20 protein-coding genes are annotated in these 22823 nt (G+C 72.3%); 11 read left to right on the forward strand and 9 right to left on the reverse strand.

Annotated features, from left to right (window positions below; all coding sequences use genetic code 11):
- Window positions 1–86: 86 nt before the first annotated feature.
- Together I003_RS0129570 and I003_RS0129575 are read right to left on the reverse strand one after the other, a co-directional pair.
- Complete coding sequence (locus tag I003_RS0129570; protein WP_027774727.1) at window positions 87–317, reverse strand: hypothetical protein; 231 nt, start codon at window positions 315–317, stop codon at window positions 87–89.
- A 98-nt stretch (window positions 318–415) separates the two neighbouring features.
- On the reverse strand, window positions 416–2527 hold the full coding sequence (locus I003_RS0129575) for an alpha-galactosidase (RefSeq protein ID WP_051368633.1): 2112 nt from the start codon (window positions 2525–2527) through the stop codon (window positions 416–418).
- A gap of 50 nt (window positions 2528–2577) precedes the next feature.
- Between I003_RS0129575 and I003_RS33920 the strand changes: the two genes are divergently transcribed.
- The 6 genes from I003_RS33920 to I003_RS33925 all read left to right on the forward strand — a co-directional run bounded on the left by I003_RS33920 (window position 2578) and on the right by I003_RS33925 (window position 11092).
- The gene (locus I003_RS33920; protein ID WP_037722265.1) at window positions 2578–3663 is read left to right on the forward strand and encodes a LacI family DNA-binding transcriptional regulator; all 1086 of its coding nucleotides are present in this window, start codon (window positions 2578–2580) and stop codon (window positions 3661–3663) included.
- Between the two features lie 146 nt (window positions 3664–3809).
- On the forward strand, window positions 3810–5132 hold the full coding sequence (locus I003_RS0129585) for an ABC transporter substrate-binding protein (protein WP_027774729.1): 1323 nt from the start codon (window positions 3810–3812) through the stop codon (window positions 5130–5132).
- 60 nt (window positions 5133–5192) lie between these two features.
- Window positions 5193–6125 carry a carbohydrate ABC transporter permease gene (locus I003_RS0129590; RefSeq protein WP_051368674.1) on the forward strand — a complete coding sequence of 311 codons (933 nt, stop codon included), beginning with the start codon at window positions 5193–5195 and terminating at the stop codon, window positions 6123–6125.
- Complete coding sequence (locus I003_RS0129595; protein ID WP_027774731.1) at window positions 6122–6955, forward strand: carbohydrate ABC transporter permease; 834 nt, start codon at window positions 6122–6124, stop codon at window positions 6953–6955. The genes I003_RS0129590 and I003_RS0129595 overlap by 4 nt, the downstream gene beginning before the upstream one ends.
- 66 nt (window positions 6956–7021) lie before the next feature.
- Window positions 7022–9760: a carbohydrate-binding protein gene (locus tag I003_RS0129600; protein WP_027774732.1), complete on the forward strand. Its 2739-nt coding sequence runs from the start codon at window positions 7022–7024 to the stop codon at window positions 9758–9760.
- A 42-nt stretch (window positions 9761–9802) separates the two neighbouring features.
- On the forward strand, window positions 9803–11092 hold the full coding sequence (locus tag I003_RS33925; RefSeq protein ID WP_051368636.1) for a hypothetical protein: 1290 nt from the start codon (window positions 9803–9805) through the stop codon (window positions 11090–11092).
- Window positions 11093–11436: 344 nt separating this feature from the next.
- Here the strand turns inward: I003_RS33925 and I003_RS0129615 are convergent, their stop codons facing one another.
- From I003_RS0129615 to I003_RS0129625, 3 genes are read right to left on the reverse strand one after another with little or no spacing between them, the layout of a single operon-like run.
- Complete coding sequence (locus I003_RS0129615; RefSeq protein WP_027774734.1) at window positions 11437–12390, reverse strand: PDR/VanB family oxidoreductase; 954 nt, start codon at window positions 12388–12390, stop codon at window positions 11437–11439.
- Window positions 12387–12569 carry a hypothetical protein gene (locus I003_RS0129620; protein WP_027774735.1) on the reverse strand — a complete coding sequence of 61 codons (183 nt, stop codon included), beginning with the start codon at window positions 12567–12569 and terminating at the stop codon, window positions 12387–12389. Before I003_RS0129620 ends, I003_RS0129615 begins: the two co-directional genes overlap by 4 nt.
- The gene (locus tag I003_RS0129625; protein ID WP_027774736.1) at window positions 12566–13624 is read right to left on the reverse strand and encodes a Rieske 2Fe-2S domain-containing protein; all 1059 of its coding nucleotides are present in this window, start codon (window positions 13622–13624) and stop codon (window positions 12566–12568) included. The genes I003_RS0129620 and I003_RS0129625 overlap by 4 nt, the downstream gene beginning before the upstream one ends.
- Window positions 13625–13880: 256 nt before the next feature.
- Between I003_RS0129625 and I003_RS0129630 the strand changes: the two genes are divergently transcribed.
- Window positions 13881–14054 (forward strand): hypothetical protein, encoded by a 174-nt coding sequence (locus tag I003_RS0129630; protein ID WP_158689056.1) that lies wholly within the window; start codon window positions 13881–13883, stop codon window positions 14052–14054.
- Between the two features lie 13 nt (window positions 14055–14067).
- Here the strand turns inward: I003_RS0129630 and I003_RS0129635 are convergent, their stop codons facing one another.
- Together I003_RS0129635 and I003_RS0129640 are read right to left on the reverse strand one after the other, a co-directional pair.
- Complete coding sequence (locus I003_RS0129635) at window positions 14068–14889, reverse strand: IclR family transcriptional regulator (RefSeq protein WP_051368639.1); 822 nt, start codon at window positions 14887–14889, stop codon at window positions 14068–14070.
- Window positions 14890–14901: 12 nt separating this feature from the next.
- Complete coding sequence (locus tag I003_RS0129640; protein ID WP_078564575.1) at window positions 14902–15417, reverse strand: MarR family winged helix-turn-helix transcriptional regulator; 516 nt, start codon at window positions 15415–15417, stop codon at window positions 14902–14904.
- 140 nt (window positions 15418–15557) lie between these two features.
- Between I003_RS0129640 and I003_RS0129645 the strand changes: the two genes are divergently transcribed.
- Genes I003_RS0129645 through I003_RS0129660 form a run of 4 tightly spaced genes read left to right on the forward strand, consistent with a single transcriptional unit; the run spans window position 15558 to window position 19462 of the window.
- On the forward strand, window positions 15558–16475 hold the full coding sequence (locus tag I003_RS0129645; RefSeq protein WP_027774740.1) for an SDR family oxidoreductase: 918 nt from the start codon (window positions 15558–15560) through the stop codon (window positions 16473–16475).
- A gap of 26 nt (window positions 16476–16501) precedes the next feature.
- Window positions 16502–17383, forward strand: a complete 882-nt coding sequence (locus tag I003_RS0129650; protein WP_199784368.1) for an amidohydrolase family protein — start codon at window positions 16502–16504, stop codon at window positions 17381–17383.
- A 28-nt stretch (window positions 17384–17411) separates the two neighbouring features.
- On the forward strand, window positions 17412–18971 hold the full coding sequence (gene menE, locus I003_RS0129655; protein ID WP_027774742.1) for an o-succinylbenzoate--CoA ligase: 1560 nt from the start codon (window positions 17412–17414) through the stop codon (window positions 18969–18971).
- 32 nt (window positions 18972–19003) lie between these two features.
- Complete coding sequence (locus tag I003_RS0129660) at window positions 19004–19462, forward strand: MaoC family dehydratase (protein ID WP_027774743.1); 459 nt, start codon at window positions 19004–19006, stop codon at window positions 19460–19462.
- A gap of 37 nt (window positions 19463–19499) precedes the next feature.
- On the opposite strand, the gene I003_RS0129665 is transcribed toward I003_RS0129660, so the two are convergent.
- Both I003_RS0129665 and I003_RS0129670 read right to left on the reverse strand, forming a co-directional pair.
- Entirely contained in the window at window positions 19500–20960 is a 1461-nt protein-coding gene (locus tag I003_RS0129665; RefSeq protein ID WP_027774744.1) for an aldehyde dehydrogenase family protein, read from the reverse strand.
- A gap of 141 nt (window positions 20961–21101) precedes the next feature.
- Window positions 21102–22790 (reverse strand): IclR family transcriptional regulator domain-containing protein, encoded by a 1689-nt coding sequence (locus tag I003_RS0129670; RefSeq protein ID WP_027774745.1) that lies wholly within the window; start codon window positions 22788–22790, stop codon window positions 21102–21104.
- Between the last annotated feature and the right edge of the window lie 33 nt (window positions 22791–22823).

Consider the following 22823-nt stretch of genomic DNA (forward strand, 5'->3'; position numbering starts at 1 on the left):
TACCAGTTGACCTCGACGGGATCGCTCGCTTCGGAGACCAGGAGGGTTTCGCACCGGGCCCACCTCCCCCGCGTCCAGACGCTCGATCATGCCGACTTGTCCGAGAGGCAGGCGCCTGCGATGTCGAACGGGACGGCGGACAGCACGGTTTGAGCCTGCTGCCTGCTCGCGTCGAGCAGCGTGACGTTCGTGCCCGCGTACGTGTATTCCAGCGGGTCGCCCTCGACGTGCTCGACGTTGAGGCGGACGCGCTCCCCGTAGCACAGTCCGACCATCCGGATCCGTACCCGCGTCCCCGCCTCCGGTGTGCTGCTCATGCTCAGGGGGTCATGCCTGTGCGTGCCGAAGGCGCCTCCACACCGGCCGCGCGCAACGGCCGGCCCTTCACCCGCTGGTCGCGGGAAGTGCCAGTCCATCAGGTGGTCAGACGCAGCAGCAGGGCCGTGGGGGTCCGGGGGAGGGTGATCGTCAGCTCGCCCGGGGCGGTGGACCAGGTCGCGGTGCCGGGCGGTGTCGTCGGGTACAGGATGTCCACGCGGGCGGCGAGGCCCCGGAGATGAGGCAGGGGCAGGGTTGTCCGGGCGGGCTCGCCTTGCCGGTGCCACACCGTGAGGTACGTGGTCTGGCCGGCCCGCATGCCGAGGGCGAGCCAGGGGTCGGTCCAGCCGGGGAGGCCCAGCGGCCAGAAGGGAACAGCCTGCGGCAGGTCGTGGCGGATCCGCTGGTAGACCTCCATCGCGTCGCGGACGAGGCCGAGTTGGGCGTCGGTCATGCGGTCGAGGTGTCCGGAGAGGTGGATCCGGCCCAGCAGGGCGCCGGTCAGGAGGAAGGCGTTCTGGTCGGTGGTGAACTCGGGCTGCGCGTACGCCCAGACCGCCGCCTGCTCGGGCGGCACCGCCGTCGGGGCGGCGGCGGTGATCGCGGGGTAGCGGTGGTAGTCCTGCTGGTCGCTGGTGGACTGCACCTGCGCGACGCGCAGCATCGCGCCGTCCATGCGCATGCCGCCGGAGGCGCAGTTCTCGACGACGAGGTCGGGGTACCGGTCGAGGACGGAGCCGAGCCAGTCCAGGTAGGCGCGGGCGTGTTCGAGCAGGCCGTCGCCCGGGCTGTCGGCGCCGTTGCCGTCGGTGCCGTGCGGGACGCTGATGTTGTAGTCGAGCTTCAGGTAGCCGATGCCCCATTCGCCGACGATCCGGTCGACGGTCTCGTTCAGGTGCCCGGCGGCCGCGGGGTGGCGCAGGTCGAGCTGGTGGCGGCCGTGTTCGCGGACGCGTACGCCGTCGCGGCGGAAGAACGCCTCCTCGGGAAGCGTGCCGGCGAGCGGGCTGCGTACGCCGACGACCTCGGGCTCCAGCCACAGGCCCGGCACCATGCCGTGGTGGCGGATGCGGTCGAACACCTCGTGGATGCCGCGCGGGCCGGGGAAGCGGCTGGTGGCGGGCTCCCAGGCGCCGACGCTGTCCCACCAGCCGGCTTTCGCGTCGTCGTACCAGCCGGAGTCGACGACGAAGTACTCCGCGCCGGCACGGGCGGCCGCGTCGACGAGGGGCAGCAGCTTGGCGGTCGTCGGGTCACCGGACAGGGTGTTCATGTAGTCGTTGAAGACGACGGGAAGAGCGCGGTGGTCGCGGTGCGGGCGGCGTATGCGACGGCGGTACGCGGTCAGCGCGGCGAGGGTGCCGTCGAAACCGTCGTCGGTGACGGCCAGCGCCGCGGGCTCGGTGCGGAAGCGCGCGCCGGGCGACAGGCGCCGACGCCACTGGTGCTCGGTGTCGGTCGGGCCGTGCAGCGCCAGGTACGTGCCCTCCTCGCGCTCGCCGCACTCCCAGCTCCAGCCCGCGGCCGTCTCGATCTGCCACATCCAGCAGCGCCCGCCTGTGCGCCGCGTCAGGGCACCCATCGGGAGGTGGCCGTCCGTGGTCCAGCTCCCGCGGCTGCTGAAGCCGACGCGTCCGCGGCTGTCGTGCTCGTGGGCGGCGCGATGCAGGTCGGGGAGGTGCTCGCGCAGCGGGCGGCGGTGCCAGCGGCACTCGGCCAGCCAGTCGTTGTCCGCCCAGCGCAGGTCGAGGTCGTCGGGCGCGGGAAGCCCGCCGAGGGTGAGCGAGGACACGGCCAGCAGCGTGACCGGCTCCGTCCCCTCGTTGGTGACGTGGACCTGCGCGCGTACGACGGGCAGCCCTGCGAAGGAGTCGAGGAGCAGTTCGGCGGCGAGGCCGCTGTCGTCGTCGGCGAGGCGGATGCGCAGGCGGTGCAGGTCGTCGTCGCGCTCGGTCTCGTAGCCGCCCAGCCGTAGCCGGGCACCGATGGCGGTGTCGATGGAGCGCCGCCCGGACCAGGTGCTGCCGTGCCCGAGCGCCAGCACCTCGATGACCGGGGTCGCCTGCGGCAGGGGGAGGCACGGGCTGTCCGGGGGACCGAAGCGTACGGTCCGCAGGGAACCGTCGGCTGCCGGGGCGAACTCGACGGTCAGGGCGGAGTGGCCCCAGCGGATGCGCTCGTCGGCATCCGTCGCAGCGATACCGGACAACGCTTGCCTCCTGATGAACTCGCCGTTTCGGTTCTCTTGACGACCCTCGTGTGACCGGTCACAATTCTGCCGTGAGTGTGACCGGTCACACAAGGAGCCAGGGCGGCCCGCGGTCAGTGAGTATCCGCGACGTCGCCGTGACGGCCGGGGTGTCGTACCAGACCGTCTCCCGGGTCATCAACAACCACCCGAGCGTGCGGGCGAGCACCCGGGAGCGGGTCGAGGCGGTCATCGCGGAACTCGGTTTCCGGCGCAGCGCCACCGCGCACGCGCTGGCCAGCGGCCGGTCCCGCTCGGTCACGGTGCTCACCGCGAACACCACGCACTACGGGTACGCGGCCGTCCTGCAGGGCGTCGAAGAAGCCGCGCGGGCCGCGTCGTTCTCCGTCGGCATCAGCGTGCTGGAGTCCGAGGACCCGCACGTGGTACGTGAAGCCCTGATCCGGGTCACCGACGCCGGCGGCGGGCTGATCGTGATCGCGTACGACCGGGCGGGCGTCCGGGCCCTGGGGCTGGCGCCCGACGGCGTGCCCCTGGTGGCCGCCGTGGAGACGCCCGCCGAGCCGCCCGCCGAAGGCAGCCCGTGGGTGTGGACCGACGACCGCGCGGCGGCCCGCGAGGCCACGGAACACCTGCTGGGACTCGGCCACCGCACCGTGCACTACCTGGCGATCCCCTCCAGCACGCACAGCGAGGGCGATTCACAGCGCGCGGCCGGGTGGCGGGAGGCACTCACCGCCGCGGGAGCGCCCGCCCCGGACGCCGTCGGATGCGGCTGGACCCCGGCCGACGGCTATGCGGCGGGCCGAACGCTGGCCGAGGATCCGAACGTGACGGCGGTGCTGTGCGGGAATGACGACCTCGCACTCGGCATGCTCCGCGCCCTGCGCGAGGCGGGGCGCGACGTCCCGGGCGAGGTGAGCGTCGCCGGCTTCGACGACGCGCCGCACGCCGCGTTCCTCGCGCCGTCGCTGACCACCGTACGGCTCGACTTCACCGGCGTCGGGCGCGCCTGCTTCTCCCTCCTGCACGGCCTGGTCGAGCAGGGCGACCCGGTCGCACCGCGCCCCCTGGACACACCACGGCTGATCGTCCGGGAGAGCACCGGCCCGGCGACCCGCCGCCCCGAGAACTGAATCAAGCCCGGCTCAGCCGACCCGACCCCCCACTCTCCGGTACAGCGCCATACGCGGGCCCCGGCCAACCGCACCCGCGGCGATCCGCCCGCGTCGCACCGCCGCTCGGACGTTCCGTACCCACCCGCAGCCTTCCGGAGTCCTCGATGCCAAGGACCACCTGCTGGACAGCCCTCCTCTGCGCCACCGTGCTCGCTCTGACCGCGTGCAGTGACAGCACCGCGGGCACCTCGCCCGAAAGTGCGGGTGAGCGGTCCCGGGTCGACCCGACCGCCCGCCTGGACGGCGTCGAACTCACCTTCTGGACCGCGCAGAACACCGCGACCGCCGCCGACGAGGTGATCGAGGCGTTCGAGAAGAAGACGGGCGCCGAGGTGCACACCGAGGCCATCCCCGACCTGTACGAGCAGAACGTGCCCACGCGGCTGGCCAGCGGCGACAGGCCCGACCTGATGTTCTGGCAGCCCAGTATCAGCACCCTGCCGTTCGTCCACCCGGAGCGGAACCTGCTGCCGCTGGACGGTGAGCCGTGGGAGCAGCGGCTGGGCCCGATCGAGAAGTCCCTGGGCGTCGTCGACGGCACCCGCTACGCAGCGATCGTCACCAGCCCCGCGATGCTCGGCGTCTACTACAACAAGGCCGTTTTCGCCGAGGCCGGGCTCACCGAAGAGGACCACCCCACCGGCTACGACGAGTTGCTTCAGATCGCCCGCACCATCGAGGAGCGCACCGACGCGGACGCGTTCTACGAAGTCGGCGGCGACAAGTGGCCGCTGCAGTGGCAGGTTCAGGTCCAGCTCACCGACCAGCCGGACGGCTGGTGGGAGGGCCTGAACCGCAACAAGGAGTCCTGGACCGACCCGGCCGTCGTCGACGCCGTCAAGCGCTACAAGGAGGACGTGCTCGACTCGGGCCTGGCCCAGGAGGACTACAAGACCGGCACCTTCACCGGCCAGGGCGAGGCCGTCTGGGACGGCTCCTCCGCCATGGCCCTGAACGTCACCTCCTACCAGTCCCAACTGCAGGCCCAGCACAGCACGAAGGAGATCGACGCGAACATCGGCTGGTTCCCCGTCGCCAACTCCGATGCCCGTGGCCTGTACTCACCGGACCAGACCAACGGTGTCGTCGCCCTGAAGACGGGGGACGAGAAGCGGCAGGACGCGGCCCGGCAGTTCCTCGCCTTCTGGCTGGGGCCGGGCTACGAGGACTACATCGCGGCCCGGCAGATCCCCTCCGTCCGGTCTGACGTGCCCCAACCCGACGGGCTGCCGCAGACGGCCGCCGACCAGGTCGAAGCGCTGCCCGACGCCTACGGCGTGTTCCAGGCCCGCGCCATTGTCGCCCCCGAGCTGCACGTCGCCCTCGCCGAAATGATCTTCGGGGAGCGTACGCCGCAGGAGGTCGCCGAGTTCGTGCAGGACCAGTTCTCCGAGATCGCCCAGTCCCAGGGCGCCGAGGGCTTCTGACCCACCCGGACGCGTAGAGAGGACTTCACCGTGGCGCACACCGCCACCGGCCGGGCCGCTATCGCGCGGAAGGCCGGGCCCGGGCCGCGATCGGCTCCCGGGCGGGCCACCCGCGGCGGGAGCCGACGCTCCGGGAGGGTCTCCGCCGCCGCCGTCCACCACCCCTGGTGGTACGCCCTCCCGGCCGTCATCGTCTTCGGCGGGTTCTTCCTGCTGCCGAACCTGCTCAACTTCTGGTATCCCTTCACCGACTGGTCCGCCCACCACAGCGAGATCCGGTTCCTCGGCCTGGACAACTTCCGCCGCGTGATCGACGACGGCACCCTGTGGCGGGCCATCCGCATCACGCTCGTGTACGCGGTCCTCGCCGCGTTCTTCCAGAATCTCTTCGGGCTGGTGCTGGCGCTGCTGCTGGAGCGGGACACCCGCTTCAACCGCCTCTTCCGCGCCCTGTTCTTCCTGCCCGTGCTCATCTCCGCGCTCGGCGTCGGCTATATCTTCCAGGCGCTGCTGAACACCGACGGCGCCGTCAACGAGGCGCTGGGCACGTCCGTCCCCTGGCTCGGCGACACGACCTGGACCATCGTTCTCGTCTCCGCCATCCACGGCTGGAAGTGGATGGGCCTGGCCATGCTCATCTACCTCGCCGGGCTCAAGGGCATTCCCGCGGAGATCACCGAGGCCGCACGCGCCGACGGCGCCGGACCGTGGCGGATGTTCCGGTCGGTGCGCTTCCCGATGCTCGCGCCCGCCGTCACCTTCAACGTCACCACCTCGCTGCTGGGCTCGATGAACACCTTCGACATCGTCCAGGCCACCACGGCCGGCGGCCCCGCATCCAGCACCGAAGTGATGAACATCTACATGTTCCGCGTCTTCGGCCAGGGCCTGTACGCCCAGGCGTCGGCGATGAGCCTGGTGCTGTTCCTCATCGTCATCGCCATGGCTGTCCCCCTCATCACGGGGCTGCGACGGCGGGAGGCCATGCTGTGACCGCGTACGGCCCACTGTGGCGCCGGCTGCGCCCGACATTGGTGATCCTGCTGGCCCTCGTCGCCATCGGGACGCCGCTCTGGCTGGTGCTGGCGACCTCGGCCAAGCCGCAGCGCGAAGCCCTCCGGCCCAACCTTGACCCGCCCGGCGACTGGCAGCCGGCCGCCAACTACGCGGACGCGTATCACGAGGGCGAGATGCTGCGCGGGTTCCTCAACAGCCTGCTCGTCATCGTCCCGGCCGTCGTCCTGGTGCTCGTCCTCGGCGCCGCGGCGGCCTGGGTCTTCGCCCGCCGCCGGGGCAAGCTCGTCGCCGCGGCGTACGCCGTGTGCATCAGCGGCCTGCTGCTGCCGCCGGCGATCATCACGATCGTCCTGGAGCTGCGCCGGCTCGGCCTGGCCGGCACCCGGCCCGGGATGATCGCCGTCTACACGGCGATGTACCTGTCCACGTCGATCTTCTTCATGACCGGGTTCATCCGCACCATCCCGTACGAGCTGGAGGAAGCCGCCCGCATGGACGGCGCCCGGCCGCTGAAGATCTTCCTGCGCATCGTCCTGCCCCTGCTCCGCCCCGTCATCGCCACCGCAACGATCATGGTGATGCTCTACGCCTGGAGCGACATCTTCTACGCCTTCTTCATCCTCGGCGGCGGCGACGACGCCACCCTGCCGATCAACCTCTACCAGGTCGCCAGCGCGCAGCTCTACCTCAACAACTGGCACCTGGTCTTCGCCTACATCGCCCTGATGAGCCTGCCGATGATCGCCGTCTTCGTCGTCGCGCAGCGGAGCATCGTCTCCGGCATCACCGGCGGAGCCGTCAAGTAGGCGGGGAAACGCTCGACCGCACCGCACCGCACCGGACGCATCGCTGTCGGACAACAGGAGACCCCCATGAGAAGACCGTTGCACAGACGGGCCGCGGCCGTCACGGCGGCCGTGGCCACCGCGGCGACGCTGGTGGCGCCGGGCGCCGCCGGGGCGGCCAGAACCGAGGTGCTGGCCGTCGACTTCGCCCGGACGACGGGGGAGTTCCGCGGCGGTGCGAGCGGCACGCTCTACGGCTTCGGGGACGACGGTTCCCCCACGCAGGCCGTCATCAACGGCGCGCACATCACCAACTCGTCCCAGAAGCCGCCCGGGGGCCTGCAGCATCCGTCGGGAGACGCACTGCACATCGAGGACGGGTTCTTCGACAAGCACGGCCGGGAGCTGGCGGTCTACCTCCAGGACTTCTACCCCGACTGGCCGTACCACGCGGCCGAGCGCCCCGAGGACACCCGCACCTATGACCAGTCGGACGGCTCCTGGACCGAGGGCGGCAACGGCACCTGGGACTACGTGGAGGTGGTGCGCCACGTCGTGACCCGGATCGCCACCGAGACCGATCACCCCGAGAGGTACCTCCTCATCCCCTTCAACGAGCCGGACTACATCTGGTACCAGGACTGGTCCGCCATGAAGGACCGGTTCACGGCGGACTGGACCACGGTCTACGAACTCATCCACGAGATCTACGACCAGGAACTCGGCGGCGAGGTCGATCCGCGCATCGGCGGCCCCGGCCACTCCCGCTGGCACGGCTCCACCGAGCCGGACCACAACCGGCGCGAACGGGACATCCTCGCGCACACCGCGGCCCACGACGTCCGCCCGGACGTCTACGTCTGGCACGAGCTGGGCGGCTCCGACCCCGACCTCTTCCGCCAGCACATGCGCGAGTTCCGCACGCTGGAGGACGAGCACTACGGCACCGGCTCCGAACTCCCCGTCACCATCAGCGAATGGGGCGTACTGCAGGACATGAGCGTGCCCGGCAGCATCGTCCGCTGGTTCGCGGCGTTCGAGGAGGAGAAGGCCGACGCGCAGACCGCCTACTGGAACTACGCCGGGAACTTCTCCGACAACATGGCCCGCGCCAACGGCGCCAACGGCGGCTGGTGGATGTTCAAGCTCTACGGAGACCTCGCCGGCTCGGACACCGTACAGGTGACGCCGCCGAACCCGGACCGGCCCACGTTCCTGCGCGGCATCGGCGCCGTCGACGAGGAGAACAAGAAGGCCACCCTGCTCTACGGCGGCACGGACGCCGACGTGACGATCGACGCCGGTGGGCTGAGCCCGGCCGTCTTCGGCTCCAGCGTGGACGTCGAGGTCCGCGAGATCGCGCTCACCGGCGCCGAGGGCATCCACGGCAACCCGCGCGTGGTGCGGGCGGACGACGGGGTGCCGCTCGCCGAGGACGGCACCCTGCCGGACCTCACCGTCCCGACCCGCGACGAGGACGCCGCCTACCAGGTCGTCATCACCCCCGGCCAGCAGCGGGACGTCGAGCAGTCCACGGCGGCCCAGCCGTGGACCACCGAAGTCGAGGCGGAGGACACCCTGCTGGCCGACGCCTCTGTACGGGACGCGGCCGGCCAGGCGTTCCAGGCGTCCGGCGACACGGACGTGGCCTCTTTCAACCGGACCGTGTCGCGCTCCGACTTCACGGCCGACGTGCCGAGAGACGGGACGTACCGCCTCCAGGTGATCGGTTCCGCACCGGCACCCGGCCGCCACGCCCTCTTCGTCGACGACCGGTTCAGCACGACGGTGCAGTACGCCGCCGACCTGTCCGAGCGGGACAAGTGGAACTACCGCGGGAGCGCCGAGGCGGAGGTCGAACTGCCCGCCGGCCAGCACACGCTGTCGCTGCGCGCCAGCCGGGACGGCACCACGGCGCTGCCCAACAGCGACGTCACCCTGGACAAGTACGTCCTCACCGACGTCACCGACGGCGAGCCGACCGCCTACCCGGCGAGCACGATGCGCCTCCAGGGCGGTGCCCTCATGACATACGACGATCCGGCCACGGCCGGGAGCGCGCATATCGCCGGCGACGGACAGTGCGCCGAGACGTACGTGACCGCATGGGAGTCCGGCTACCACGACGTCGCCGTCGACTTCTCCAGCTCCCGGCCCACGTCCGGTGCCCTGCACGTCAACGGTGTCGAGGCCGGCTCCTTCGCGGCCACGGATGCCGGCACCTGGAGGTCGACGGTGCAGGTGCACCTCGCCGAGGGTGTCAACGAACTGGAGATCAGCTCCGGCGGTGGCATCGACCTCGCCACGGTCACCGCCACCCGGAACGAGCAGGCGGACGCCGCCGCCGTCACCGTCGAAGCCGAGGACGCGGTCCTCCACGGGGCGGCCACCGTCACGAACCTGCCGGAGGAGTCCGGCACCAACGCCTCCGGCGGCGCGTACGTCGGCCAACTCGGCAACGACACCGCCAACACGCTGGAGATCGAACGCCTGCCGGGCTTCGACAAGCCGGGCGCGTACACCGCCGTCGTCCGCTACGCGAACGCCGAACTCCAGGGCGACCACCCCTACAACCCGCAGGTCGTCGACCGCGGCCTGCAGATCTCCGAAACCGGCGCGGACGGCCAGCCGGCCACCGGCACGTTCCGCTACAACCACCACTGGCACAGCTTCTGGGAGCGCTCGATCAGCGTCACCCTGACGACCACCGACGGCCCGCTCGCCCTGGGCAACGACAAGCCGGGCGCCTGGGCGCCGGACATCGACTCGGTCACCATCGCACCGCTCACCACGGGTGACTTCCGCACGACCCCACAAGGGTCCTGAGCACACGCCCATACCCCCCCGACATCTCCAAGGAGTCTTCTCATGGCTCAGTCAAGGCGCACCTTCCTCACCGCCGCCGCCGCGGCCGGAACAGGCGCGGCGTTCTTCGGGTCACGGGCCGCCGCCGCGGTCGCGGACGGGCCGAAGGCGCAGAGCACGCTCCAGATCGACGTGAGCACGCCCCTGCGCCCCGTCAGTCGGGTCGGCAGCGGGATGCTCTACGGTCTGGCGCTTCCGGACCGCCCGCCACTGGACCTGCTCCTGCCGCTGAAGCTCAACACCCTTCGCCAGCCGCCGCCCAACCACGAGCACTTCCCCAACGGCGAGACCCGGCACGTCGGCGACCCCCTGGACATCGGGCCCAACGCCGTGGCGGCCGGCGCGGACATGACCATGGACATGGCCGACCACTTCGACGGCTTCCCCTACCACTGGACGAACTGGAACGACTGGCTGGGCCGCGTGGACCGGATGATCGCCGACCTCCAGGCCCGTCCCGACATCACCAACGTCACCGCATGGGAGATCTGGAACGAGCCGGACTACACGTGGTCGGAGGCCGCCGGAGACTTCAACGAGGGCTGGGCCCGTACCCACGAACGCATCCGCGCCAGCGACCCGGACACCGACATCATGGGCCCCAGCATCACCCACTGGAACCGCAACATGATGCGGGACTTCCTCACCGCCGCCATGGCCTCGGGCACCGTGCCGGAGGTGGTCTCCTGGCACGAACTCTCCGGCTGGGAGGGCGTCGACACCCACATCCGCGACTACCGCGCGCTGGAGCAGGAGCTGGGCATCGGCCCGCTGCCCATCTCCCTCAACGAGTACGCAAGCCGCGACGAGATCGACGTACCCAGCACCGTCAACCACTACATCGCCCAGTTCGAACGCGAAGGCGTGCGGGACGCCGAGCGTGCGTTCTGGTACGAGGCGGGCACGCTCAACGGCCTGCTGCACCAGAACCAGCCGACCGCCTCGTACTGGATGTACCAGTGGTACGCCGAGCAGAGCGGCGACATCGTCCAGGTCACACCGACCCGGTACAACGACGCCGTCGCCGCCTACGACGCGGAGACGCGGCAGGTCAGCATCGTCTTCGGCGGCGAGGCGGGCGACAACAGCGTTCGGGTCGACGGACTGGCCGACCTCGGCTCCTCCGTGACCGCCAGCCTGGAGTACACGCCCGGATCGGGACGCACGACGGTAGTCCAGGCGCCGACCGAGGTGTTCACCGAGACCTACGCCGTGACGGACGGAGGTGTCACCATCCCCATCGCCGGCGAGGATTACCTCGGCGCCTACCGCCTCCTTCTCACCCCCGCCTGACCGACCTCTCGGCCGCCGCCGCCGACCCGGCGGCGGCCCCGGCCGGCTGTTCGGACGCGCACTCGCCCTCCTGGCCCGTTTGCCGACCGTAGTTCGGTGTGTCGAGCGACGCTACGCCGTTGAGAGGCTCTGACGTGAAGCCCGTCCGCGCTCGTTCCCGCGTCTGGATACCGTGCCTCCCGGCCCTTTCGGCGGTCCAGGTGGCGGACATGTGCCCGTTCTGCTTGGTCCGCACGTTGACCGGGGCCTTTGTCGTGTGAACACCTTTGGCGCCCGGGTCGATCAGCTCCCGGCCGGTACGCCGGCGGTTCCGGACCTGGTGGCCGGCTCCGGCGGGCGGGCGTTCAGAGCCCCAGTACCAGCCGGGGCCCCCGGCAGCGGGACACGCAGATCATCATCGACTCTCCCGCCTCGCGCTCCTCCTCGCTCAGCAGCGAGTCGCGGTGGTCCGGCGTGCCCTCAAGGACGTCCGTCTCACACGTGCCGCAGGTGCCCTCGGTGCAGGAGTAGAGGACCTCGACGCCCGCCGCCCGTACGGTGTCGAGGACGGACGCGTCCGCCGGCACGGTGAGCGTCCTGCCGGAGTGGGCGAGTACCACCTCGAAGGCGTGGTCGGTGCCCTCGTGCGGCGCCGTGCACGGCTGGAAGCGCTCCATGTGCAGCGTCCCCGGCGGTCGGCCGCCGCACCGCTGTGCCACCGCGTCCAGCAGCGGGGCGGGGCCGCAGCAGTAGACGAGCGTGTCCGGCCCGGCCCCGGCCAGGTACGGCGCCAGGTCGAGGAGGCCCGACTCGTCCTGTGGGACGATGCCGACCCGGTCGCCGTAGCGGGCCAGTTCGGCGGTGAAGGCCATCGAGGCGCGGGTGCGGCCGCCGTAGAGCAGCGACCAGTCCGCGCCCGCCGCGTCGGTGGCGGCGACCATCGGCAGGATCGGGGTGATGCCGACGCCGCCGGCGATGAACCGGTAGCGCGCGGCCGGGTGGAGCGCGAAGGTGTTGCGCGGGCCGCGGGCCCTGATCTTCGTGCCCTCGTGCAGCCGGTCGTGCACCTGGGCGGAGCCGCCCCGCCCGGCCGCCTCGCGCAGCACCGCGATCCGCCAGGTCCTGCGGTCCGCGGGGTCCGAGCACAGCGAGTACTGCCGGACGAGCCCGCCGTCCAGGAGGAGGTCCACGTGTGCCCCCGGCTCCCAGGCGGGCAGTTCCCCGCCCGCCGGGCGGCGGAGCGTGAGGGCCAGCACCCCGTCGGCGGCCACGTGCCTGCCGCCGACGACGAGGTCGATGTCGTGGGTGTCCCCCGTCATTCCGGGTGTCCGGCCGGGTACCCGGGCGGGTGTCCGACCGGGTGGGCGAGCATCCACTCCCACATCGCCACGGGGTCCTGCGTGGTGTGCTCGGCTCCGCAGTGGCAGACGCCGTGCAGCAGGTCCGTGCCCGGCCGCCAGTCCACGCGGTACACCTTGGCCGTGGGGCCGCCGCTCACGAGACGCGCTCCACCGGTTTCTCGCCCTCCTCGGCGAGCCGGGCCAGGATGCGCCGGGCCGCGAGGCCGCCGGTGTCGATGTTGATGCTCAGCTCCTGGTAGCCGTCCTGTTCGCGGTCCAGGGCCTCCTGGAGGACGTGGAGCGCGTCGACGTCCTGCATCACCACCGTGTGGTTGGAGTCCCGCAGGAAGGCGGTGACCTCCGGGTCGTCGCGTGCGAAGTCCCGGGAGACGGCCCAGAAGTCGTAGACCGTGCCGGGAGCCGAGGGCGTGATGGCATAGGTGATCTCGGTGTGGAAGGCGTGCGGATCGCTGCCGTCGGGCTCCGGCAGGACGCCGACGGGCGCGACGCGGCTGTGCAGCAGGTACAGGCAGGGGGCGTGGTACTCGATGTCCTGCCAGCGGGTGATGCGGCCCTTGAGGCCGGTGGAGCGCGCGTAGAACGGCGGGCACGCGGCGTCGTCCATGTGCCGGCTGACGCGGACGATGCCGGCGCCCTCGTCGACCTCCGTGGCGATCGGGGTCTCGGCGACCTCGGGGGTGCCGATGTAGCCGCCGTGCAGGTACGTCTCGTGGGAGAGGTCCAGCAGGTTGTCGACGAGCAGTCCGTAGTCGCAGCGGATGGTCTCCATGCCGCTGACCGAGATCCACGCCGGGTCCGCCAGGTGCGCGGCCCGCGGGATGGTCCGCGGGTCGGCGAGCGCGGGGTCACCGATCCAGATCCAGACGAAGGAGTCCTGCTCGACGACGGGGTAGGAGCGGACGCGGGCGGTGCGCGGAACGCGCTTCTGCCCCGGGACGAAGACGCAGGCGCCGGTGCTGTCGTACGTGAAGCCGTGGTAGCCGCACACCACCGTGTCGCCGTCCAGGCGGCCCTGTGACAGCGGGAAGCGGCGGTGCACGCAGCGGTCTGCCAGGGCGACGACCTCGGCTGCTTCGTCCTCGGTCCGGTAGAGGGCGATCGGCTCGCCGAGGACCGTCCGGGCGATCAGCTCCCGGCCGACCTCGTGGCCGTAGGCCGTGACGTACCACTGGTTCCTCGCGAACGGGGGCATGGCTCTCCTTCGCTGCCGGGCGGAACTGCAGCCGCTCCGCCGCGTCGTGGGATGGGACCAGAGTCGTCACGGGGGCCGGGGGCGGGCAACGGCTCTTCCGCTCGGTGGAAGCCCGTGCTCAATATTGGGCGAATCATTGACGGCAGTCAGAATTTCGCCTTACATTTCCCGGGGTCGGGCGGTGCGGTGCCGCACTGCCCGTGCCCGCTCCTCCCGGAGAACGGAGCAACTCGCCGTGCCCGTGCGCCTCTTCCGCATGCCAGCCGCCCTGGCCGTGGTGGCTGCCCCGGCTGTCTTCGCCGTGACCGCACCCGTCGCCGCGCAGCCGCACGTCGCCGCACGGCCGGACACGGCGCCCCCGCGGCATGCCGCCGCTGCGCCGGTGGTCGGCCGGGAGACCGGCCGGGAGGAGGGCGGCGGCCATCGCTGAGCCGCGCCGGTGGTCAGCCGGGAGCGGCGCCCGGCCGCCATCCCAGCGCCCGGGAGATGCCGCGCCCGGCCAGCCGCACGGCGGGGATCAGTGCCGGGGGCTGCGCACCGGCGGCGTGCACGACGAGGGACACCGACGCCACCACGGCGCCGCGCGGGCCGCGCACGGGGGCGGCCACGGACAGCGCGTCGTCGGTGATCTGACGGTCGCTCACGGCGCAGCCGGTGCGCCGCACCTCGGCCAGGGCGCGGCGCAGGCTGTGGGGGTCGGACAGGGTGTACGGCGTGAAGGCCGCCAGCGGGCGCGCGCAGACCTGCTCCTGGACGGCCGCGGGGCTGTGCGCGAGGAGGACGAGGCCCACGCCCGTCGCGTGCAGCGGCCAGCGCGCCCCGATCCGGCTGCGTACGCCGACGGCGGCGCGCCCGGAGATCCGCTCCAGGTACACGACGTCCAGGCCGTCGCGGACGGCGAGATGCACGTTCTCGTGGGTCGACTCGTAGAGGTCCTCCAGGTAGGGCAGCGCGGCTTCGCGCAGCACCGGGCCGCGCGGGGCCAGCGCCGCGAGCTCCCACAGCCGCAGCCCGATGTGGTAGCTGCCCCTCTCGTCCCGTTCCAGCGCGCCCCACGCGGCCAGGGTCCCCACCAACCGGTGGGCGGTGGCCAGCGAGAGGTCGGCGCGCTGTGCGATCTCCGTGAGGGACAGCGCCGGATGGGCGTGGTCGAACGCGCCCAGGACGGCGAGCAGCCGGTCCGCCGCCGACCGGGAGGACCGGGCGGGCGTGCGCGCGGTGCCGGGGCCGCGTCCCGGCGGCGGCTGTCCTGCGGGGGCCGGCATCGGCGGGGTCCGTCAGTCCGGTCCGGGTTCCGCGATACGCAGCAGCAGTGCGTGCAGGGCGGCCCGCTCGTCGGGGTGCAGCGGGGCGAGCAGCTCGTCGGTGACCCGGCGCCCGCCCTTGTCGGTGTCGCGCAGCGTGTCCCGGCCGCGGTCGGTGAGGACGACGGTGCGGCTGCGGCGGTCGTCCGGCGACGGCCTGCGGACGGCGAGGCCCAGCCGCTCCAGATCGTCCACGAGGGTGACGATCGCGCTCGGGTCGTAGCCGAGGCGCTCGCTCAGCTCCCGCTGCAGGGCGCCCTCGGCCGAGGCCAGGTAGCGCAGCAGCGCGTAGTGCCGCAGCCGCAGCCCGGACTCCTCCAGGGTGGCGTTGAACAGGCGGCCGGAGCGCAGCCCGAGCCGGTAGAGGAGGTAGCCGGTGTCGGTGTGCAGGCCGCGCATCCAGGGCGCGTCTTCGTCAGCGATGTCGTGCTCCGGGTTCGGGTCCGTGTGCGCCGGGACGTCGGGCGGGACCGTCCCAGCATGGAACATTTGCTGGGTTTCGACAACTATTGACGAGAACAATTATTGGACTTAACTTCGCTGTCTGTTACGAGAAGGGATCCGCTCTTGTGACTGAGCCCTCTGCCACCGCTCCAGAACCAGCCCGCCCGGAACCCGCCGGTCCGGAACTGACCGGCCTGGACCTGACCGGCAGGGTCGCGGTCGTGACCGGCAGCGGCCGCGGTCTCGGGCTGGCCTACGCCGCCGCGCTGGCCCGGGCCGGGGCGTCCGTCGTCGTCAACGACATCGACACCGGCGTCGCCGAGGAGGCCGCGAAGGCCCTGCGGGCGTCCGGGGGCAGAGCCGTCGCCGAGGCCGTCGCCGTCGGCACCGCGGAGGCCGCCGAGCGCCTGGTCGGCCGCGCCGTGACGGAGTTCGGGCGGCTCGACGTCATGGTCACCAACGCCGGCATCCTGCGCGACAGAGTGCTGTGGAAGATGACCGACGACGACTTCGACGCCGTCGTCAGCACCCACCTGCGGGGCACCTTCACCTGTGCCCGCGCCGCCGTGGTGCGCATGCGCGAGCAGGGCGAGGGCGGCAGTCTGGTGCTCGTCGGCTCCCCGGCGGGCCAGCGTGGCAACTTCGGGCAGACCAACTACGCCGCCGTCAAGGCCGGCATCGCCGCCATGGCCCGCACCTGGTCCATGGAGCTGGCCCGCTCGCGCATCACCGTGAACGCGATCGTCCCGGTCGCCGCCACCGCGATGACCGAGAGCATCCCGGCCTTCGCCCCCTACGTCGAGGCGATGCACCGCGGCGAGCCGCTGCCCGGATTCCTGCGCAAGGGCGAGGGCTTCGGCACCCCGGAGGACTGCGCGGCGCTCCTGCCGTTCCTCGCCTCCGACGCCGCCCGCGACCTCACCGGGCAGTGCATCGGCATCGGGGGCGACCGGCTCGCCCTGTGGTCGCACCCGCGGGAGACAGCCGTCGCGTACGCCGACGGGGGCTGGACGCCGGAGGCCATCGCCGCCGCCTGGCACACCTCGGTCGGCCGCGAGCCGCAGTCGGTGGGCATCCCCGCCCCGGCCTTCCCGGAGGCGTGATGACAGAGAGGGCCGGGGTCTCCGGCATGACAGCCATCGACGTCGACGGTCTCGCGGCGATCGACGTCCACACCCACGCCGAGGTGTCCTCGAAGGGGCACGCCTCCCTCGACGAGGGCCTGCACGAGGCCTCCAGCGCCTATTTCAAGGTTCGGGGCAAGCGCAAACCCACCCTGGAGGAGACCGCCGCGTACTACCGCGAGCGGAACATGGCCGCGGTCGTCTTCACCGTCGACGCCGAGTCGGCCACCGGCACCGCGCCTGTCCCCAACGAGGAGGTCGCCGAGGCCGCCGCCGCCAACCCGGACGTGCTCATCCCCTTCGCGAGCATCGACCCCTTCCGCGGCCGGGCGGGCGTGCGGCAGGCCCGTCGCCTGGTCGAGGAGTACGGGGTGCGCGGCTTCAAGTTCCACCCCAGCATCCAGGGGTTCTACCCCGACGACCGCCTCGCCTACGGGCTGTACGAGGTGATCGAGGAGACCGGCGCCATCGCCCTGTTCCACACCGGGCAGACCGGCATCGGCGCGGGTGTCCCCGGCGGTGGCGGCATCCGCCTGAAGTACTCCGACCCGATGCGGGTGGACGACGTGGCGGCCGACTTCCCGCATCTGAAGATCATCCTGGCGCACCCGTCATTCCCCTGGCAGGACGAGGCCCTGGCCGTCGCCACCCACAAGCCCGGGGTCCACATCGACCTCTCCGGCTGGTCGCCGAAGTACTTCCCGCCGCTGCTGGTCAAGTACGCCAACAGCCTGCTGAAGGACAAGGTGCTGTTCGGCTCCGACTACCCCGTCCTCACCCCCGACAGGTGGCTCGCCGACTTCGCCGAGCTGCCCCTCAAGGACGAGGTCAGGCCGGCGATTCTGAAGGAGAACGCAGCCCGGCTTCTCGGGCTCACCCGCTCGTAACCCCGTCGAGCCGCAAAGGGGTGCAAGGATGCGCAACGAGGGACTGGGATCATGGCCCGCACGCCGGGCCCGCAAGACCCCCCACCGCACCGCCCTGCTCCACCACACCGGTCTGCGTCACCACGATGATGCGGCCGGCCATGACGGTGCCGCCGTCAGCTACGCCGGGCTCCACGAACGCACCACCCGTCTCGCCCACGCCCTGCGCGCGCACGGTGTCCGGCGCGGCGACCGGGTCGCCTACCTCGGCCCCAACCACCCCTCCTTCCTGGAGGCGCTGTTCGCCGCCGGCCTGCTGGGCGCGGTCTTCGTCCCGCTCAACACCCGGCTGGCCGCGCCCGAGATCGCGTACCAGCTCGCCGACGCGGGGGCCCGGCTGCTGCTGCACGCCCCCTCGTACACGGCCCTGGCGACCGACGCCACGGGCGCCGGAGGGGACGACGCGCAGGGGGCGCCCGCGCGCGTCGCCGTCGGCGGCAGCGCGTACGAGGAACTGCTCGCCGCCGCGGCCACCGAGCCCGTCGACGAGCCGGTCGCCCTCGACGACGCCGCGATCATCATGTATACGTCGGGGACGACCGGCCGCCCGAAGGGCGCCGTGCTCACCCACGGCAACCTCACCTGGAACGCCGTCAACGTGCTGATCGACCACGACCTGACCGCGGGTGAGGTCGCCCTCGCGTCCGCGCCCCTGTTCCACATCGCCGGGCTCAACATGCTGGCCCTTCCCGTGCTGCTGAAGGGCGGCACCTGCCTCGTCGTGGAGGACTTCGACCCGGGGGACACCCTGGAGCTGATCGAACGGCACCGGGTCACCTTCATGTTCGGGGTGCCGGCCATGTTCGACCGGATCGCCCAGCACCGCAGGTGGGCCGGTGCCGACCTGTCCTCGCTGCGCATCCTGACCTGCGGCGGATCCCCCGTCCCCACCCAGCTGATCGCCACCTACCAGAGCCGTGGCCTGACCTTCCTGCAGGGCTACGGGATGACCGAGGCGGCCCCCGGCGTCCTCTTCCTCGACGCCGAGCACGCCACGGCCAAGGCCGGCTCGGCCGGTGTGCCGCACTTCTTCAGCGATGTCCGCGTCGTCCGTCCCGACCTCACACCGGTGGACGTCGGCGAGGCGGGCGAGATCCTGGTGCGCGGGCCGCACGTCATGCCCGGCTACTGGGGACTGCCGGAGGAGAGCGCCGCGGCGTACGCCGACGGCTGGTTCCGCTCCGGGGACGCGGCGCGCGTCGACGCCGACGGCTACGTCACCGTCGTCGACCGCATCAAGGACATGATCATCTCGGGTGGCGAGAACATCTACCCCGCCGAGGTCGAGGACGCCCTGCTCGCCCACCCCGACGTCGCGGAATGCGCCGTCATCGGGGTGCCGGACGAGACGTGGGGCGAGGTCGGCCGCGCGGTCGTCGTCGCCCGCGAGGGCGCCGAGCTCGATCCTGACGAGGTGCTCGGATCGCTCTCCGGGCGGCTCGCCAAGTACAAGATCCCGAAGTCGGCGGTGACGGCCGCCGAGCTGCCACGCACCGCCTCCGGCAAGCTCCTCAAGGCCCGCGTGCGCAGCCTGTACGGCACACCCTGACCCGCTCTCACCTCTGCAGCAGGGAGTTCCCGATGAGCATCACCGTCAACGGCCTGGACGAGCTGAAGAAGCTGGCCGGCAGCGACCTGGGCGTCAGCTCGTGGATCGAGGTCACCCAGGACCGCATCGACACCTTCGCCGACGCCACCGACGACCACCAGTGGATCCACACCGACCCCGAGCGGGCCGCGGCCGGCCCGTTCGGCCGGCCCGTCGCCCACGGCCATCTGACGCTGTCCCTGTTCATCCCGTTGTTCACCGGACTGCTGGAGGTGGACGGCGTCACCACGAAGGTCAACTACGGCCTGAACAAGGTCCGCTTCCCCGCCCCGGTCCCGGTCGGCGCGCGCATCCGCCTCGCGGCCCGGCTCGCCGGCGCCGAGGACGTGCCCGGCGGCGGAGTGCAGATCACGGTCGACGGCACCGTGGAGATCGAGGGCGCGGCGAAGCCCGCGTGTGTGCTGCAGAGCATCTTGCGCTTCTACGCCTGAGCGGCCGGCCCCGCCGGGGTGCCGCGCGGACGCCGGCTCAGAACGGGTAGCGCGGGTGCTGGGTGGCGACCGTGACCCAGCGGGTGTGGGAGAAGGACTCGATGCCCCACCGACCGCCGAAGCGCCCGTAGCCCGAGGCGCCGATCCCGCCGAACGGCGCCTGCGGTTCGTCGGCGACGGACTGGTCGCCCACGTGCACGATGCCGGTGCGGACACGGCGCGCCACGGCCAGCCCGTGGGTGGCGTTCTCGGTGATGACACCGCAGCTCAGGCCGTTCTCGGTGTCGTTGGCCAGGGCCACGGCCGCGTCGTCGTCGGCGAAGGTGCCGACGGCGCAGACCGGGCCGAACGACTCCGCGTGATACAACGCGGCGTCCTCGGTGACGCCGGTGAGCACCGTCGGCGGGTACACCGCGCCCACCGGCTCCCCGCCGCCCGCGAGCACCGTGGCCCCCTTGGCCACCGCGTCCTGGACCAGCCCGGCCACCCGCCGGGCGGAGCCCTCGCTGATCAGAGGGCCGACCACCGTGTCCGGGAGCAGGGGGTCGCCCGCCCGCAGTGTGGCGACCTTGGCGGTGAACCTCTCGGTGAACTCGTCGGCGAGGCTCTCGTGGACCAGGACGCGGTCCCCGGACATACAGATCTGGCCGGAGTTCATGAAGACGCCGAAGGAGGCGGCGTCGACCGCGTGACCCACGTCGGCGTCGTCGAGCACGATGATCGAGTTCTTGCCGCCCAGCTCCAGCAGCGCGGGCTTGAGGCTGGTGGCGGCGTGGGTGCCGATGATGCGGCCCACACCGGTGGACCCGGTGAAGTTGACGGCGCGGACCCGGGGGTCGGAGATCAGTGCCGCGGCGATCCCGGCCGCGTCCGCGGGCGCGTTGGTGACGACGTTCAGCACCCCGTCGGGCAGCCCGGCCTCGCGCAGGACGTCGGCGACGAGCAGCCCGCAGGCGAGGGGCGCGTTCTCGCTCGGCTTCACCACGACGGTGTTGCCGGCCGCGAGCGGCGCGGCCACGGCGCGCACGCCGAGGATGACGGGGGCGTTCCAGGGCGCGAAGGCGGCGACCACGCCCATCGGTTCACGTACCGCCATGCCCAGCGCGCCCTCTTCCTGGGCGCTGAGCACCTCGCCGCGCGGTGCGGTGACCGCGGCGGCGGCCTCGCGCAGCATGCTGGCGGCGAGGGCCACATTGAAGTACGCCCACGGGCGGGTGCCCCCGGCCTCGTGTGCCATGACCTCGGCTATCTGGTCGCCCCTGGCGTCGAGCAGGTCGGCGGCCCTGAGGAAGAGTGTCCGGCGGGCGAAGGGGCTGACCGCGGCCCACCCGGGGAAGGCCGCGTCCGCCGCGGCCACGGCCCGGGCGACGTCCTCGGGTCCTGCGGCGGCCACGGTGGCGTACACCTCGCCGGTGTAGGGGTTGAGGTCCTCGGCGGTACGGCCCGAGGCGGCGGGAGAGTCCTTGCCGTCGATGAGCAGTTCGCGGGTGATGGCCATGACGCGGGGTCCTTTGCCGAGGGGGCGCATGCCGGAGTCCACTCTCGGGTGTGTTCGTCAGGTGAACTGATATTCACGAATGAGTGGGCGGTCAGAGTGCTCCCGGACCGGGGGAATGTCAAGGGGCCCGGGTGGCCCGGCTCAGACGGCGGGAATGCGGGTGAAACGTCCGGCGACGTGCAGGTCCGCCTCGATCCCGGCGGCCGTGGCGCGCAGCTTCGGCAGGAGACCGGTGACGCACTCACCGACGCTGCGGCGGCTGCTGTGCATCGCGACGTTCAGCGCCGCCACGACCACTCCGCCCCGGTCGCGGACCGGGACCGCGATCGAGCGCAGGCCCTCCTCCAGCTCCTCGTCGACGAGGGCGTACCCCTCGCGGTGGACGCGGTCCAGGAGCGCCGCGAGCTCCGGGCGCCCGGTGAGAGTGCGCGGAGTCAGCGGCCGCAGCTCCGTGCGGGCCAGCCGCGCGGCGCGCTCCGCGGGCGGGAGGCCGGCCAGCAGCACCCGGCCCATGGAGGTCGCGTAGGCGGGGAAGCGGGTGCCGATGGTGATGTTGACGCTCATGATGCGGCCCGTGGCCACGCGCGCCGTGTACTGGACGTCGTCACCGGCGAGTACGGCCAGCGACGTGGAGTCGTGCACCCGCTGCGCGAGTGCGGCGAGATGCGGCGCGGCGATCTGGGAGAGCGTCGTCCGGGAGAGCGGGGGGAAACCGAGGGCGAGCACCTGCGGGGTGAGCCGGAAGGTCCCCGCGTCAGAGATGACGTACCCGAGGTGCTCCAGGGTGATCAGCGCCCGCCGGGCGGTGGCCCGGGCAAGACCGGTGGCCTCGGCGACGGCGGTGAGCGTCAGCGTCCCGCGCCCCTCGCCGAACGCCGTCAGCACGGTCAGCCCGCGGGCCAGCGACTCGACGAACCCCCGGCCCAGTTGCTGCTTGGAGGCACCGGTCCAGACGGCGAGCCCGGCGGGCCCCAGGGGTGCCGGGGCGGGCGAGTCCCGGCGCAGGACCTGCTCCATCGCCTCCACGGCCGTACGCAGCCGGGGCAGCAGCGCGTCGGGCAGGGACGCGGCGCTGTGCCGGCTGGTGTGACTCACCACGCTGACCGCGCAGGCCACCCGGCCCTCCGGGTCGTGCACGGGCGCGGCGAGGGCGATCAGCCCGGGTTCGATCAGTTGGTCGTCCACCGACCAGCCCCGCTCCCGGGCCTGCGCCACGCGCTCCTCGAAGCCCGCGACGGCACGGCCGCGGGGCTCGTTCTCCGGCCGGTCGCGCGGCGGCAGATCGGGAAAGCCGAGCCCCTCGGGGTCGGCGGCCCGGTGCGCGGCCCACCGCTTCCACTGCGCACTGCTCCAGCCGGCGGCGAACAATGCGCCCGGCGCGGTGCGTTCCGCGGGCAGCAGGTCGCCGATGCGGAAGCTCAGGGACATGGTGCGGCGCCGGGTCGCCTGCTGGATAAAGCGGATGCCGTCGCCGTCGGAGACCGCGAGGGAGACCGACTCGTCGAGCTCGTCGGCCAGCGCCTCGGCGTGCCGGCCGAGCAGCTCGGGGAGCCGGAGGGCGGCCAGGTAGGCGTTGCCCAGGGCCATCAGGCCCGGCGCCAGAGAGGCGTCGCGGCCGTCCAGCCGGAGGTAGCCCATCCGGGCCAGCGTGCCCGTCACCCGGTCGACGGTGGAGCGGGCCAGTCCCGTGGCGCGTTCGAGGTCGCTGAGGCTGAGGGCCCCGCCGGCGTCGGTGAGCCTGCGCACGACGGCGATCCCACGCATCAGCGGGGTGACGGCCTCGGGTGGCACCCCGGTGCCGGGCGTCGGCACGGTGCGGGTCGGCGGCATGGACTCTCCCCTGCTGGATCTCGGGGACACCGT

This window comes from Streptomyces sp. CNQ329 (assembly GCF_000482585.1).